The following is a 13,891-nucleotide window of genomic DNA, read 5'->3' as shown; positions in this document are numbered from 1 at the left end:
GGTTTGCGCGAGGCATTTCGCTCATTGTCGGGCGAGGTACTCAGAGGGGCGCGATGGGGATGTCAAACAGCTGGAATGCATCATCTACTGGTTCATAGCCAAGCACCCGCGTGGTTTCGCTCAGGTCCAGACGCTTGAAGCGATTATTGGAAATCCCGTGGCCGATCAGGTACTGCACACCTTCAACCTCCACCGAGCGCTGGAGTAACTGCACCGCGTCGCGGGGGCTGAGCCATGCACTCAGGTCCCGGGCATTGGTCAGTTCATGACGATCCGGGAACTCGAATGCGCCAATGCGCAGCGCGATAGTCGACAGACCACGCTTGGCCGAATAGAAAGCACACAGGGCTTCGCCATAACATTTGCTGACACCGTAAAGATTGGCCGGCATGACGGGCATGCCCGGTGTGATCTGCCGGTCCACCGGGTAACCTTCGATGGTTTGCGCACTGCTGGCGAACACCAACCGCTTGCAACCGGCCGCCACCGAGGCCTCAAACAGATACGTGGTGGCCAGGATGTTGTTGGGTAACAACTCGTCGAACGATGCCGTGGCGTGAGGAATGCCGGCCAGGTGCACGATGACGTCGATGCCTTCGAGCGCGGCACTGACGGCTGCCGCGTCACTCAGGTCGAGGCAGAAAAACCGATGTGGCGCGTTGACCGTGAAGCCGGGCTCGACCCGGTCGGTGAGGGTGAAGGTGTAGCGGTCTTTCGAAGCTTCGAAAAAAGTTTTGCCAATTCTGCCGCAGGCGCCGGTCAGCAGTACCTTGAGTCCGTTCATGTCTGTCTCTTTCTGGGGAGGAGGCGAGCGTCTGGAATCTATCAGCCCCCCCTGCATTGGGCGATCTTAAATACTCGATAGTGAGGTCGGTGGTCATTACCCACACTTCATCGAGGTTGGCGTGCCCTGCATTCATCACAAGCGCCGGACCGTCTCCTTTGGATGGGCGGCAAGGCAGTTTTTGATCGCCGGCATCAAGCGTGGATCGCGGGTGTGCCGGATAATGATGTTTCAACGTTTGGCCGGCTGCCCTCGACGCAGCGGGGTCAAGGGCAACGCTCACATTTGCACGTAGAGCTGTCGGGCTCAGGTACTCTCGCGAACCTTTAATTCAAACCCCATATCGACCACTGGATTGGCCACCGAGTTGCCGGCCATCAAGGTCAGCATGTGTTCGGCGGCGCGCCGGCCGATGGCTTCACGCGGGGTGCTGATGCTGCTCAGGCGCGGCACCATGTGCGCCGAGGCCGGCAGGTCGTTGAAGCCGAGGACGGCGACTTGTTCGGGGATCTTGATCCCGTGACGCATGGCTTCGAGCAGGGCTCCATGGGCCAGGTCGTCGTTGCCGAAGAAAATCGCGTCAACCTGCGGATGGCTGGCCATCAGCTGCAGGAATAATTCGCCACCAAGGCCCACCGAAGAGGGACGCGGTGTCAGCAACTCAAGGTCCGGGTCGTACAGGCCGGCTTGCTGCAAGGCGCGCCGGAAGCCTTCGCCGCGCAGCAAGGTGCGTTGGTCGAGCTGTGCGCCAATGTAGGCCAGGTGTCGCCGCCCGCGGGAGATCAAGTGTTGTGCGGCGGTTTCGCCGGCACTCAATTGCGAGAAGCCGACGCAGTTCAGGCCGGCGCCCGGGTCCAGGTCCATCATGTAGACGCAGGGGATATTGCTGGTTTCGATCATCCGGCGGGCACTTTCGGTGCGATCGAAACCGGTCAGCAGCAGCCCTCTTGGCTGATAGGCCATGTAGTTGCGCAGCAGGTTTTCTTCTTCATCACGGGAATAGTGATAGTTGCCGATCAGCACTTCGAAGCCTTTGGGACGCAGCACCTGATGGATGGCTTCAAGGGTTTCGATGAACAGCAGGTTCGACAGCGACGGCACCAGCACCACCACCGAATGGCTCTGGGCCGAAGCCAGGGCGCGGGCAGCGGGGTTGACCACGTAGTTCAGTTCGAGCGCGGCCTGCTGGACCTTTTCCACCAGCTCGGTGGCGACGGTGCTGATGCCGCGCAAGGCCCTGGACGCGGTGATCGGACTCACACCCGCCAGACGGGCGACTTCATTGAGGGTAGGGCGGCCGGTGGTGCGAGTATTTTTATCGTTTTTAGTGGAGGTCATCGGGCAGCTTGCCAAACAAAATTCAAGGCACTAAGGTAGCGCTGTCTCGATGCGGCTGCAAATGCTTGAGCAGGGATTGCCTGATCCCTGTTGTTTGGCGTTGGGAAAGAACGTGCTGCAACCCATAAAAATGACAAGAAGGCGTCGGCAATGCCTGCTTTTGCACTAGAGTTTCACGTAGCAAAGGTAGCGCTGTCTGCGCGCTGAGGTGTTACATGAGTCAACCCATCACCGCCCTGGTCATCATGGGCGTGGCCGGCTGCGGCAAGTCCAGCGTTAGCGAGGCCCTGTGCCAGCTGAGCGGTGCAACCGGCATTGAAGGCGATACCTTTCACCCTGCCGCCAATATCGAAAAGATGAGCGCGGGTATTCCCCTCAACGACGACGATCGTGCCGGCTGGCTCGACAGCCTGTGCGAGGAGTTGCGTCGAGTCGATGCCTCGGGCGCACGCCCGGTGTTGACCTGCTCGGCGCTCAAACACAGTTACCGTGAACGCTTGCGCAGCGCCTTGCCGGGCCTGGGTTTTGTGTTCCTCGAGTTGACCCCTGAAGTCGCCGCCGACCGCGTGGCTCATCGTCCGGGGCATTTCATGCCGTCGACCTTGATCGCCAGCCAGTTCGCGACCCTTGAATCCCCCGTTGGCGAGCCACTGACCCTGGCGCTCGATGCCTCGAAGCACAACGTCGATGAACTCGCCCGGCAGGCTCACGCCTGGTGGCTCAGTCATGGTTTGAAACTCGCCGGCTGAGTGTTGCTGCAAGAGATAGCGCTGTCCTGACGGCTTCTGAATAACCCGCTTCAATAACAACAACAAACAGGAGATACCCCCCATGTTTGGCATGTCCCACGAGTCGTTTTTGCTGCTTGATGCAGTGATCACCGTGATTGGATTAATCGTCCTGATCACCAAGTTCAAGCTTCATCCTTTCATTGCATTAATCATCGCTGCGGCTTTTCTCGGGCTGACCTCGGGCATGCCGATTGGCACCATCATCAAGGCGTTCCAGGACGGTTTTGGTGGGGTACTCGGGTTTGTCGGGATCATCCTTGCGTTGGGCACCATGCTTGGCAAAATGATGGCCGAGTCGGGTGGGGCGGATCAGATCGCCCAGACCCTGATTCGCGCGTTCGGCAAAGAGCGCGTGCAATGGGCCATGATGTTTGCGGCCTTCCTGGTCGGTATCCCGTTGTTCTTCGAAATCGGCTTTGTACTGCTGATCCCGCTGGTGTTCATCGTTGCCCGGCGCACCGGCGTTTCAATCATCAAGATCGGTATCCCGTTGCTGGCCGGTCTGTCCGCCGTGCACGGTCTGGTTCCGCCGCATCCGGGGCCATTGCTGGCCATCGGGGTGTTCGGTGCGGACATCGGTAAAACCATTCTCTACGGTCTGATCGTTGCCCTGCCGACCGCGATCATTGCCGGTCCGATCTACGGCACGTTCATCGCCAAGTACATCCCCGGCCATCCTAACCAGGAACTGGTGGATCAACTGGCTCGCGAGCCGCACTCCAGCACCTTGCCGAGCTTCAGCATCACGCTGATCACCGTGCTGTTGCCGGTGTTCCTGATGCTGCTGAAAACCTTTGCCGACATCGCACTGCCGGACGGGCATTTCTTCCGCACCTGGATGGACATGATTGGTCACCCGATCTCGGCGTTGCTGCTGGCGCTGCTGCTGTCGCTGTACACCTTCGGGCATCGTCAGGGCATCGGTTCCAAACAGATCCTCAAACTGCTCGACGCCAGCCTGGCGCCGACCGCGGCGATCATTCTGATCATCGGTGCCGGCGGTGGCTTCAAGCAGATGCTGGTGACCAGTGGTGTGGGCGATGTGATCGGCCACATGGCGGTGAGCGCGCAGATTTCGCCGATCCTGCTGGCCTGGCTGGTCGCGGCGGTGATCCGCGTGGCGACCGGTTCCGCGACCGTGGCGACCATTACCGGTGCAGGCATTGTGGTGCCGGTGGTGGGGATGATTCCGGGCGTGAACCGCGAGTTGCTGGTGCTGGCCACCGGCGCAGGATCGTTGATCCTGTCGCACGTCAACGACGCCGGTTTTTGGCTGGTCAAGCAGTACTTCAACATGACCGTGGCCGAAACCTTCAAGACCTGGACCGCGATGGAAACCATCCTGTCCGTCGTTGCACTGGGCTTTATTTTGTTGTTGTCGCTGGTGGTTTGATTTATTGCGGTGCCTGCACGTTGTGCAGGTGCCGGACTTACAGAGTCATCTGAGCCGCGAGAGGATATTCAATCCTTGTCGCGGCTTTCTTCTTTGCGATCCTCAATCCCTGAATACCACTCGTCGGCACTGTCAACTTTGACAGGTAGGCGCTGTGTTGTGCCGCGCGTAAAAGTTGCTCATGAACTTTTGACTCATTTACACGTGTGGGGGAGAAAACATCATGACCACCAAACAACCAGGTGCATCGCAGGCAAACCGAAAAGTCAGGGTGAGCCAACTTGTTTATGATACGGACCCCGGCACCCTGGTTAACGGTGAAGTGTGGGGGGGAGGGGCTGCGGAACTAACCTATGCGCTCAATAACTTTGATCCCGCCACACGAGATGATCAGCTGTCCTATACCCCCGGTCGGATGGCCAAGAATGTCTTCAATCAGTATGAAGACAATGACTACAGGTGTTTTTGCTATTACAGCGACTGGGGTATCGGCGATCCACGTTATGGCATTAAACCTGCTCCTGAGCCAACGCCAGCACTTGCAAAGGGAGGGCGTGGAACCGACATCATGCGGCTTCTAGGCAAGACCGGAACCTTCGATAAAATCGTTGTTGGGTTTGCTGCGATTGTGGGGGACAAAGGGGTCAATCGAGATGTGATCAATAAGGCCGTGATCAATTGGGGCCTCTCTCCTGCGCTAGATCCGGAAAATCCGACGCGAGAAGAGCTGGATGCTGCAGAGCTTATCGCTCTTGCGCTCGCGATGTTTATCGATCCCTGGAACGATGTTGCCGCCTATATCAATTGCGGATTCAACGGGTGGAAAAGTAACGACTATGCAGACCTCTATGATCCCGCCAAAGCGCAAGGCGTATTGGGTGCGCTGCTTAAACTTCAAACGGCTAATCCAGACCTGAAGCTTTCCTTGAGCCTTGGCGGTTGGTCAATGAGTCATGCCTTTTATCACATTGCGCGTGACCCCGAAAAAACTGCACGTTGCATCGACTCCCTTGTCGCGATCTTTACGCTATGGCCGATGTTCAACGAAATCGATATCGACTGGGAGTACCCATCGGTATCCGGGAATGAGCCGCAAGTGGGGGATGAATGGAAAGCTAATGACTTCGATGATGACGATCCGGCTTACTTTGCGGTGTTTATTCAGGCGCTTAAAACCAAACTGACTGCCATCGGGAAAGGCAGTGTAAAAATCAGCATCGCGGCAATTGCCGACCCGGTCAAGTTAGCCAAATCCAATATTCCGTTGCTGATCCAAGCGGGTCTTGGAGGCATCAACCTCATGTGTTATGACTTCTTCGGCACGCCCTGGGCACCTAAAATCCAGCACCATTGCAACCTGTATCGCGGCGATCCCGCTGATATTACCGAGAACTCCGTGCACTCAGCGGTGCAGTACCTGCTGGGGTTGGGCGTGCCGTCGAAAATAATTTTTATCGGCTACGCTGGATACAGTCGAAATGCTCAGCAAGCGGTGCTGACGAGCGTGTCACCGCTGCTGGGAACATACACCCAACGCCCGGGAACCGAGGATGTCCCTAACTCGACGCCAGGCTGTTTTGAACCGGGCATTACCGAATGGCCGGGCGCGATGAAGCATTATCTGGATCTGGAAACGAAGCAGCCGATGAATGGCTTTACTCTGTACACCGACGAAAAGGCAGATGCAGACTTTCTCTACAACCGAACGACCCAAGTGTTCATGTCCCTGGATACACCCCGTACCGTCAAGGCCAAAGGCGAGTACGTGGCTAAATGGAATCTGGGAGGTCTGTTCAGCTGGATGGGGGACCATGACAACGGCATGTTGAACAATGCTGCTTGTGAAGGGGTGGGTCGTACGGTGAAAACTCAAGTTATCGACATGGCACCTTTCTACTACAAAGGCGCGACTACGTTACAGCCATAACGCTAGCGATCAACTTCCAGATACGAAAATGCCCCTGTGAGCGCAATATACTCACAGGGGCATTCTTCGTTCTACTGGCTTAAACGCAGGGATCAACCCGCCGCTGCATCCGCCCGGAACATCCCGCGAATCCCGCGAACCGCCTGACGAATCCGGTCCTGGTTTTCGATCAGTGCGAAACGCACATGATCATCGCCGTATTCACCAAAGCCCACGCCCGGCGAGACACAGACCTTGGCTTCGGCCAGCAGTTTCTTGGCGAACTCCAGCGAACCCAGGTGCGCGTAGGCTTCAGGGATCTTGGCCCAGACGTACATCGAGGCTTTCGGGTTTTCGACCATCCAGCCCAATTCATGCAGGCCTTTGACCAGCACGTTACGACGTTGCCGGTATTGTTCGGCGATGTCTTTGACGCACTGTTGATCACCTTCCAACGCGGCGATGGCGGCCACTTGCAGCGGGGTGAAAGTGCCGTAGTCGTGGTAGCTCTTGATCCGCGCCAGGGCGTTGACCAGTTCCGGGTTGCCGACCATGAAACCGATCCGCCAGCCGGCCATGTTGTAGCTCTTGGACAGGGTGAAAAACTCCACCGCGATGTCCTTGGCGCCCGGCACCTGCATGATCGACGGGGCTTTCCAGCCGTCGTAGACAATGTCGGCGTAGGCCAGGTCATGCACCACCAGCACGTCGTACTGCTTGGCGAGGGCGATCACCCGCTCGAAGAAATCCAGTTCGACGCACTGCGCGGTCGGGTTGGACGGGAAGCCGAGAATCATCATCTTCGGCTTCGGAATCGAGCCGCGAATGGCCCGTTCCAGCTCGGCGAAAAAGTCCACGCCGGGGATCAGCGGCACCGAGCGCACTTGTGCGCCGGCAATCACTGCGCCGTAGATGTGGATCGGGTAGCTCGGGTTCGGCACCAACACCGTGTCGCCCTGGTCGAGGGTGGCGAGCATCAAGTGCGCGAGGCCTTCCTTCGAGCCGATGGTGACAATGGCTTCGCTTTCCGGGTCGATATCAACTTGGTAGCGATCCTTGTACCAATTGGAAATCGCCCGGCGCAGACGCGGAATACCCTTGGAGGTGGAGTAGCCGTGGGTGTCTTCGCGCTGGGCAACGGTCACCAGTTTTTCGACGATGTGCGGTGGAGTCGGGCCGTCAGGGTTGCCCATGCTCAAGTCGATGATGTCTTCGCCACGACGACGGGCGGCCATCTTCAGCTCGGCAGTGATATTGAATACGTAAGGGGGGAGTCGATCTATGCGCGCAAAGCGGCGCGGCGAACCTTGTTCGGCCATTGTTGCCTCGAGTAACGTAAGCGCCCGGAACCGTCCGAGCGACGCTGGCCACTGCGGTGGCCTGTGGCGGAAGATAAGGGCGCTGGTGGCCAATTGTCTAGTGGCGAGGTCCAACTATTTTTCACTACACGGTTGATCGCATGCGCAAGTTTTCGCTCTCAATCAGTGCGCGCACGCTTTTTGCAGAAGTTGGCTTTTACTCAACTACCACTTTTAAACGAGATGAAAAATGGAGTTTTCCAGCGGCTTTTTACTGAGCCTTTCTTTGTGCCTGGACATCGGCGTGGCCAACATTGCGATGATCACACTGGCCATGCAGCGCGGGTATTTTCAGGGTTTTGCGTTGGGGCTCGGCACCTGTGTCGGCGACCTGGTATACGCGGTGCTGGCGCTGGCCGGCATGACGGTGCTGTTGCAGTACTCGGCAGTGCGCTGGGTGCTGTGGGTCGGTGGTTCGGCATTGCTGCTGTACTTCGCGGCGAAGATGATTCACTCGGCGATTTATCACAGCGCCATATTGGCAGAGGCCGGTGAGGTCAGTGCCGGTTCCCATCGGCGGGAGTTTTTCCGTGGGATTTTTCTGGCAATGTCGTCACCTAGCGCGATTCTCTGGTTCGCTGCCGTCGGCGGTACGCTGATTGCCCGTTCCGGGGGCGGTAGCCTGAGCAATGCCGCGCTGTTTCTGGCAGGGTTCTTTTGCGCCGGGCTGCTGTGGTGCGTTGCCCTGTGCCTGGCGGCGACCCAGGGCGGCAAACTCTTGGGTGACAAGCTGCTGCGCTACTCTTACCTCGCATCTGCTGCGATCTTCTGTTATTTCGCGGTCTACGTGATCGTTTCTGGCTATCAGGAGTTTATCCTTCCGGCGGCTGTTGCAGAACTTCCGGGCCTTTGACTGGGGGAATCCGGTTTGGCTTCTATACTTGCAGCCGAACCCACCTTCAGTTGCAGGAGTTGATTCATGGATGATCCAAAAAAGGGCGCAGTCGCTGAGCCGCGCTTCGAAGCGGGGCATTTTCTGCTGATCGCAGGACTTGGTGGGCGGTTTAGCGCGGACACCACCGAAGGCATTCCCAAGCTCTGGGAGAAATTCGTACCGCACATCGGTAACGTTCCTGGGCAGATTGGGGAGGTAACCTACGGCGTCTGCTGCAACCCGGACGGTAAAGGTGGATTTGAGTACATCGCCGGTGTCGAAATCAGCAAGCTCGATGACCTGCCAGAACTCTACCGCTGGATCGAAATACAGCCTCAGCACTATGCGGTGTTCAAGCACGAAGGTGCGCTGGACACCCTGCCGCAAACCTTTCAGTACATCTGGAAAACCTGGTTGCCAACGTCGGGTTACGAGGCCGCCGATGCCCCGGAGTTCGAGCGTTACAGTGACGACTTCAACCCGAAGCTCAATACCGGTGTGCTGGAAATCTGGGTCCCGCTCAAAACGGCCTGAACGGGTTGAGAGGCGGCGCACTCAAGCGCCGCCGCCACTCGGCATCTGCACTATTTATCTTTGCTGATTCGCCGCGCTCGCAACACATCGATCGCCAGCGTGATAAAGCCAAAAGCACTGATAGTGAACAGCATAAGAAGACCGACCTGAACGCTAGTCATGGTGAGTTTCCCTCTTCATGGCGAAAGACAGGGACAAGCAATAGCCCGAACCTTGCGCGAAAGAAAGCCGCTATACGAAGGCTTTACGGGCGTGCCGATGATCGATATGCAGACCTTATTAATTTATGATTCGCTCCCTCTTTTTCGCTGACCGGACCACGCCATGAACTCAACCACGACTGTCATTCGCCAGGTCACGCCGGCTGATCTGGATCGCTGTTTCGCCATCGAAATCGAAGCGTATGAAGGTGATGAAGCGGCCACGCGCGAGAAAATAGCCACGCGCATCGCCACCTGGCCGCAAGGTTTTATCGTGGCCGAGGTCGACGGTGTCGTCGCCGGGTTTATCAATTCGGGGGCGGCGTATCAGGTAGAAATGGCGGATGAGGCCTTCAAGGAGATGATCGGCCATGACCCGGATGGCCCGCAGGTGGTGATCATGTCGGTGGTGGTACACCCGGACTTTCAAGGACTGGGATTGGCGAAGCGCTTGATGAGCGAGTTCATTGTCCGCATGCGTGATTTGGGCAAAATCCGCATTAACCTGATGTGCAAGGAACGGCACATACCGCTGTATGCCGGGTTTGGTTTCGCCTACCTCAACGTATCCGCATCCGACCACGGCGGCATGGCCTGGCATGAAATGGCGCTGGATCTGTAACGTCCACTACAGATTTTGCGCCGAGCGCCCGTTCTGCCAACGCCTCATATCCCCTGTAGGAGCACGGCTTGCCGGCGATGGCGGTCTCTCGGACGCCATCGCTGGCAAGCCAGGCTCCTACAGGTTTTGTGCCTCGACGTTGGAGATGGCGATTCTTAATAAAGGCTGTCGTGCAGCCTGACAGGGGCTTCTCGATCATACGCCTCGGCATCGAACTGGCCGTCATTCAGGCGCTTGTGAAAGGCGCCTGCGGTGGGCAGGGCCGAGCGCTCCAGGTACTTTTCCGGGTTCCACAAATCCGAGCGGACGATAGCTTTGGAACAGTGGAAATAGGCGGCTTCGACCTCCACCAGAATCACTGTGCGCGCCGCTTTGCCGTTCACCGCAAAGCTTTCCAGCAGAGCAGGCTCGGCGCTGATCCGTGCGCGTCCATTGACCCGCAATGTCTCGCCAATCCCCGGAATGATGAACAGCAACGAGATCCGCGAATCGAGGACGATATTGCGCAAGGTGTCGATGCGGTTATTACCCGGACGGTCGGGAATCGCCAGGGTTCGTTCATCGATGATCCGCACAAAACCCGGTGTATCGCCACGCGGTGAACCGTCCATGCCATCGGGGCCGACCGAGCTCAGGATGACCAGTGGCGAGGCGCGCACCATCGCCTGGTAATCGAGGTTGAGAAAGGGGATTTCCTTGCGCACGGCGCGGTCGTGAGGGCGGCCGTAAATCGCTTCAAGTTGTTCGATAGTGGTCAGCATTGTGCACTTCATCCATGAAAGGTTATCGGGTGTTCAGAACGCCAGGGCCATGCGCCGCTCATAGCCGATCCGGCCTTTGTAGGCGTTGCCGCTGTCGACCCAGCCTTGCTTGAGGTAGAGCCCGAGCGCCGATTCGTTGTGTGCATCCACCGACAGCTCCAGCCCCTTGATTTCTGGCCAGGCCTGGCGCGCAGCGAGTGGCAGGGCCTGCAGGAGTGCGCTGCCATAACCCTTGCCCTGGTGGCGGTGATCGACCTGTAGCGCGTGCAGGGTCGCGGTGTCTTCATGGGCCCAGTGCGGCAGGAACGGTGGACGCTTGAGCAGCAGGAACGCTACCGGAATCTCATCGACGAGCAGGGCAAAGCCCTTGATGCCGTCACGCGGTGCTGACAACAAGGTGTGCAGGGCCATGTCGATATCGCCGGAGAATTGCTTCTGCCGGTCAGGGATCTCAATGGCTTCCAGTTGCTGGCATTGAGCGGGTGTCAGCTGTTCGTAGGGAACGAGTTGGGTCGTCACTGGCGGTGTCCGTGGTCCGACAAAGGTGAACTGCGGATTTTAGCCAGTTTGTCTCTTCGACATTTATTTTATTTGAGCGGTCGATTTGGTGTGTTGCCAGACGACTAGGGGTGTCCTCACACAAAAGCCCACTGATGTTCAGACGCTGTTCAAGCGGCCACCCTGATCGTCGGGATTTTCGCCAAATGCTCAATCTGCAGCCATAGTTGATCAGCCTGATGACGGAGAGTCTTATGAAATACCTATGCCTGGTCTACAGCGACGAACAGCTCCTGCACAGCTCGCCCGACAGCCCCCACGACGCCGAGTGCATAGCCTACGCCGAGTCGGTTCAGGGCAGCGGCCGGATGCTCGCCGCCGAGGCGCTGGAATCCGTTCAGACCGCCACCACGGTGCGTATGCGCGGCGGCAAGCTGTCGATCACCGATGGCCCGTTCGCCGAAACCAAGGAGCAACTGGCCGGTTTCTACCTGATCGATGCGAAGGACCTGAACGAGGCCATTCAGGTCGCCGGTAATATCCCTGCCGCCCGGGTCGGCAGCGTTGAAGTGCGCCCCGTCCGTGAGTTGAACCTAGGGTGATTACAGGCATGGCAAACTGATGCCGGGCGAGTCGGTCAAGGCGCTGGTCGAGGCGGTTTATCGCAACGAATCGCGGCGCATCCTTGCCACGTTGATTCGCTTGCTGGGGGATTTCGATCTTGCCGAAGAGGCTTTGCATGAAGCCTTCTTTGTCGCAGTCGAACGCTGGCAGCGCGATGGCGTGCCCGATAATCCACGCGCCTGGCTGGTGTCGACCGGGCGTTTCAAGGCCATTGACGGTTTGCGTCGCCGGGCACGATTTGCCGCCTCCCAAGCAGCGTTGGTGGCACAGCTGGAAGAGCTCGAAGAGACCGACTGGAGTGCTGAGGATGTGGAAGACGATCGCTTGCGGCTGATCTTCACCTGCTGCCACCCGGCCCTCGCGGCGGATGCGCAGGTGCCGTTGACGCTGCGCGAAGTCTGCGACCTGACCACTGAGGAAATCGCCCGGGCGTTTCTCGTTGCACCGTCCACCATTGCCCAGCGCATCGTGCGTGCCAAAAGCAAAATCCGAGACGCGAAAATTCCCTATCAAGTGCCTTCCATGGCCGAATTGCCCGATCGCCTCGACAGCGTATTGCGGGTGATTTACCTGGTATTCAACGAAGGGTATTCGACGTCGGTCGGCAGTGAGCTGACCCGTGAAGACCTGACTCGCGAAGCAATCCGGCTTGGCCGCTTGCTGATGGAGCTGTTGCCGGAAGCAGAAGTGATGGGGCTGTTGGCGCTGATGCTGCTCAATGAATCGCGACGCCCGGCCAGAACCTCGGCGTCGGGTGAGTTGATCGTGCTTGATGAGCAGGATCGTTCGCTGTGGAATACCCAGATGATTGCCGAAGGCTGTGCCTTGATCGAGCGCGCGTTGAGCACGCGTGGCTTTGGACCTTATTGCCTGCAAGCCGCGATCTCGGCGGTGCATGCCGAAGCCGCAACGGCCGAGCAAACCGACTGGCCGCAGATTGTCGGGCTGTATGACGTGTTGCTGCGAGTGCAGCCTTCGCCGGTGATTGAACTCAATCGCGCGGCGGCGCTGTCCCGGCGCGATGGGCCGCTGGCGGGGTTGACGCTGGTCGAAGGGATTCTGCAGCGAGGCGAGCTGCTTGACTATCACCTGGCCCATTCGGCGCGCGCCGAGTTCTGTCGGCAACTGGGACGTGTTGAAGAGGCAAGGGCGGCTTATTTGCGCGCCCTTGAATTGACTCGGCAAGCGCCGGAGCGACGGTTTATCGAGCGGCGGTTGAGTGAGCTCAAATGATGGCCGCACCGCATACCTCATCCGTATCTGTATCCGATCCCGCATCCGTATTCGTATCCCGCATCGGCAGCTGCTACGGATACGGATACGGATGCGAGATGCGAGATGCGCCCTGTTTCACTCCAGCATCTTCGCCAACAACCAGCTCCCTGCCGGCCCTGGCGGATGCAGGCGTGACCAAAGGGCATCAACCGCCACCGGTTTCGGCCAGCCGCGGACCTTGAGTTCCTGCAACGAGCCCGCGCCAAAGCGCTCGACCAACCAGCGCGGCAAGGGCGCCCAACCAAAACCGCCTTGGGCCATTTCCAGCAGCATCAGGTAACTGGGCGCCGACCAGACTCGGCCTTGGGCACGGGTTTCGTAGGGATTGATGATGGTTGCCAGGCGCAATTCACGGTGCTGCTGCAACGTTTCCTTATCGACTTTTTGCAGCGCCGCCAGCGGATGTTCGGTCGACACGAACAAGGCAATTTCCGTGCGCTCGTCGACCGTCGCACTGTTCAGGTCGGCCGGGTAGTCGGACTGCATTTCGGCGAAGGCGATATGCGCGCGCCCGCGTTGCACCAGGGCGATCAAATCGTCGCACTCGGCTATCAGGCATTCGAGTTCCAGGTCCGGGTAGCGCTGCTCGAAGTCACTCAACGCGGCTTCAAAACGATCGGACTGGTAGGTGTCGGAAATCGCCACCGTCAGCTTCGCCTCAACGCCTTGGGACAGTTGCGCGGCGGTCATTTCCAGGCGGCTGGTGGCGGCCAGAATGTCTTCGGCGCGTTGCAGCATGACATGCCCGGCCGAGGTCAGTCTGGGCTTGCGGCTGCTGCGATCGAAGAGTGTCACGTTCAGGTCGATTTCCAGGCTGGCAACCGCCGCGCTGATGGTCGACTGGCTCTTGCCGAGTTTTCGCGCCGCCGCAGAAAACGAGCCTTGGGTCGCTGCCTGGACAAACGCCAGCAGCACTTCATGTGAGGCCATGAA

General features: G+C 58.5%; 14 protein-coding genes. 8 read left to right on the top strand and 6 right to left on the bottom strand.

Going from position 1 to position 13,891, the window contains the following annotated elements; all coding sequences use genetic code 11:
- Positions 1–40: 40 nt before the first annotated feature.
- Positions 41–784 carry an NAD-dependent epimerase/dehydratase family protein gene (locus AO353_RS03260; protein ID WP_054593662.1) on the bottom strand — a complete coding sequence of 248 codons (744 nt, stop codon included), beginning with the start codon at positions 782–784 and terminating at the stop codon, positions 41–43.
- 306 nt (positions 785–1,090) lie between these two features.
- On the bottom strand, positions 1,091–2,122 hold the full coding sequence (locus AO353_RS03255) for a LacI family DNA-binding transcriptional regulator (protein ID WP_054593661.1): 1,032 nt from the start codon (positions 2,120–2,122) through the stop codon (positions 1,091–1,093).
- Between the two features lie 215 nt (positions 2,123–2,337).
- Between AO353_RS03255 and AO353_RS03250 the strand changes: the two genes are divergently transcribed.
- The 3 genes from AO353_RS03250 (at position 2,338) to AO353_RS03240 (ending at position 6,233) form a co-directional block, all read left to right on the top strand.
- Positions 2,338–2,871 carry a gluconokinase gene (locus AO353_RS03250; RefSeq protein ID WP_054593660.1) on the top strand — a complete coding sequence of 178 codons (534 nt, stop codon included), beginning with the start codon at positions 2,338–2,340 and terminating at the stop codon, positions 2,869–2,871.
- A gap of 82 nt (positions 2,872–2,953) precedes the next feature.
- Complete coding sequence (locus AO353_RS03245) at positions 2,954–4,306, top strand: GntP family permease (RefSeq protein ID WP_054593659.1); 1,353 nt, start codon at positions 2,954–2,956, stop codon at positions 4,304–4,306.
- 223 nt (positions 4,307–4,529) lie between these two features.
- Positions 4,530–6,233 carry a glycosyl hydrolase family 18 protein gene (locus tag AO353_RS03240; RefSeq protein ID WP_054593658.1) on the top strand — a complete coding sequence of 568 codons (1,704 nt, stop codon included), beginning with the start codon at positions 4,530–4,532 and terminating at the stop codon, positions 6,231–6,233.
- Between the two features lie 92 nt (positions 6,234–6,325).
- Here AO353_RS03240 and alaC read toward each other — a convergent pair whose 3' ends face one another.
- Positions 6,326–7,531 (bottom strand): alanine transaminase, encoded by a 1,206-nt coding sequence (gene alaC / locus AO353_RS03235; RefSeq protein WP_054593657.1) that lies wholly within the window; start codon positions 7,529–7,531, stop codon positions 6,326–6,328.
- 229 nt (positions 7,532–7,760) lie between these two features.
- Between alaC and AO353_RS03230 the strand changes: the two genes are divergently transcribed.
- The 3 genes from AO353_RS03230 (at position 7,761) to AO353_RS03220 (ending at position 9,800) form a co-directional block, all read left to right on the top strand.
- On the top strand, positions 7,761–8,423 hold the full coding sequence (locus AO353_RS03230) for a LysE family translocator (RefSeq protein ID WP_054593656.1): 663 nt from the start codon (positions 7,761–7,763) through the stop codon (positions 8,421–8,423).
- Between the two features lie 66 nt (positions 8,424–8,489).
- Entirely contained in the window at positions 8,490–8,978 is a 489-nt protein-coding gene (locus AO353_RS03225; protein WP_054593655.1) for a GyrI-like domain-containing protein, read from the top strand.
- A 324-nt stretch (positions 8,979–9,302) separates the two neighbouring features.
- Positions 9,303–9,800 (top strand): GNAT family N-acetyltransferase, encoded by a 498-nt coding sequence (locus tag AO353_RS03220; protein WP_054593654.1) that lies wholly within the window; start codon positions 9,303–9,305, stop codon positions 9,798–9,800.
- 155 nt (positions 9,801–9,955) lie between these two features.
- Here the strand turns inward: AO353_RS03220 and AO353_RS03215 are convergent, their stop codons facing one another.
- Complete coding sequence (locus AO353_RS03215; protein WP_054593653.1) at positions 9,956–10,561, bottom strand: pyridoxamine 5'-phosphate oxidase family protein; 606 nt, start codon at positions 10,559–10,561, stop codon at positions 9,956–9,958.
- A 33-nt stretch (positions 10,562–10,594) separates the two neighbouring features.
- Positions 10,595–11,080 (bottom strand): GNAT family N-acetyltransferase, encoded by a 486-nt coding sequence (locus AO353_RS03210; RefSeq protein ID WP_054593652.1) that lies wholly within the window; start codon positions 11,078–11,080, stop codon positions 10,595–10,597.
- Between the two features lie 233 nt (positions 11,081–11,313).
- On the opposite strand from AO353_RS03210, the gene AO353_RS03205 reads away from it, so the two are divergent.
- Both AO353_RS03205 and AO353_RS03200 read left to right on the top strand, forming a co-directional pair.
- Positions 11,314–11,661, top strand: coding sequence for a YciI family protein (locus AO353_RS03205; RefSeq protein WP_054593651.1), 348 nt, complete (start codon positions 11,314–11,316; stop codon positions 11,659–11,661).
- Positions 11,662–11,680: 19 nt separating this feature from the next.
- Entirely contained in the window at positions 11,681–12,916 is a 1,236-nt protein-coding gene (locus AO353_RS03200; RefSeq protein WP_054593650.1) for an RNA polymerase sigma factor, read from the top strand.
- 117 nt (positions 12,917–13,033) lie between these two features.
- Here the strand turns inward: AO353_RS03200 and AO353_RS03195 are convergent, their stop codons facing one another.
- Positions 13,034–13,888: a LysR family transcriptional regulator gene (locus AO353_RS03195; protein WP_054593649.1), complete on the bottom strand. Its 855-nt coding sequence runs from the start codon at positions 13,886–13,888 to the stop codon at positions 13,034–13,036.
- Between the last annotated feature and the right edge of the window lie 3 nt (positions 13,889–13,891).

The sequence above is a fragment of the Pseudomonas fluorescens genome (assembly GCF_001307155.1).
Classification (GTDB): Bacteria; Pseudomonadota; Gammaproteobacteria; order Pseudomonadales; family Pseudomonadaceae; genus Aquipseudomonas; species Aquipseudomonas helvetica.
Note: the sequence above shows the minus strand (reverse complement) of the source record. Positions and strands in the feature narration are given on the sequence as shown.

Coding starts and splice junctions, on each gene's coding strand:
- AO353_RS03260 (WP_054593662.1), bottom strand. CDS start 784: ATGAACGGACTCAAGGTACTGCTGACCGGCGCCTGCGGCAGAATTGGC.
- AO353_RS03255 (WP_054593661.1), bottom strand. CDS start 2,122: ATGACCTCCACTAAAAACGATAAAAATACTCGCACCACCGGCCGCCCT.
- AO353_RS03250 (WP_054593660.1), top strand. CDS start 2,338: ATGAGTCAACCCATCACCGCCCTGGTCATCATGGGCGTGGCCGGCTGC.
- AO353_RS03245 (WP_054593659.1), top strand. CDS start 2,954: ATGTTTGGCATGTCCCACGAGTCGTTTTTGCTGCTTGATGCAGTGATC.
- AO353_RS03240 (WP_054593658.1), top strand. CDS start 4,530: ATGACCACCAAACAACCAGGTGCATCGCAGGCAAACCGAAAAGTCAGG.
- alaC (WP_054593657.1), bottom strand. CDS start 7,531: ATGGCCGAACAAGGTTCGCCGCGCCGCTTTGCGCGCATAGATCGACTC.
- AO353_RS03230 (WP_054593656.1), top strand. CDS start 7,761: ATGGAGTTTTCCAGCGGCTTTTTACTGAGCCTTTCTTTGTGCCTGGAC.
- AO353_RS03225 (WP_054593655.1), top strand. CDS start 8,490: ATGGATGATCCAAAAAAGGGCGCAGTCGCTGAGCCGCGCTTCGAAGCG.
- AO353_RS03220 (WP_054593654.1), top strand. CDS start 9,303: ATGAACTCAACCACGACTGTCATTCGCCAGGTCACGCCGGCTGATCTG.
- AO353_RS03215 (WP_054593653.1), bottom strand. CDS start 10,561: ATGCTGACCACTATCGAACAACTTGAAGCGATTTACGGCCGCCCTCAC.
- AO353_RS03205 (WP_054593651.1), top strand. CDS start 11,314: ATGAAATACCTATGCCTGGTCTACAGCGACGAACAGCTCCTGCACAGC.
- AO353_RS03200 (WP_054593650.1), top strand. CDS start 11,681: ATGCCGGGCGAGTCGGTCAAGGCGCTGGTCGAGGCGGTTTATCGCAAC.
- AO353_RS03195 (WP_054593649.1), bottom strand. CDS start 13,888: ATGGCCTCACATGAAGTGCTGCTGGCGTTTGTCCAGGCAGCGACCCAA.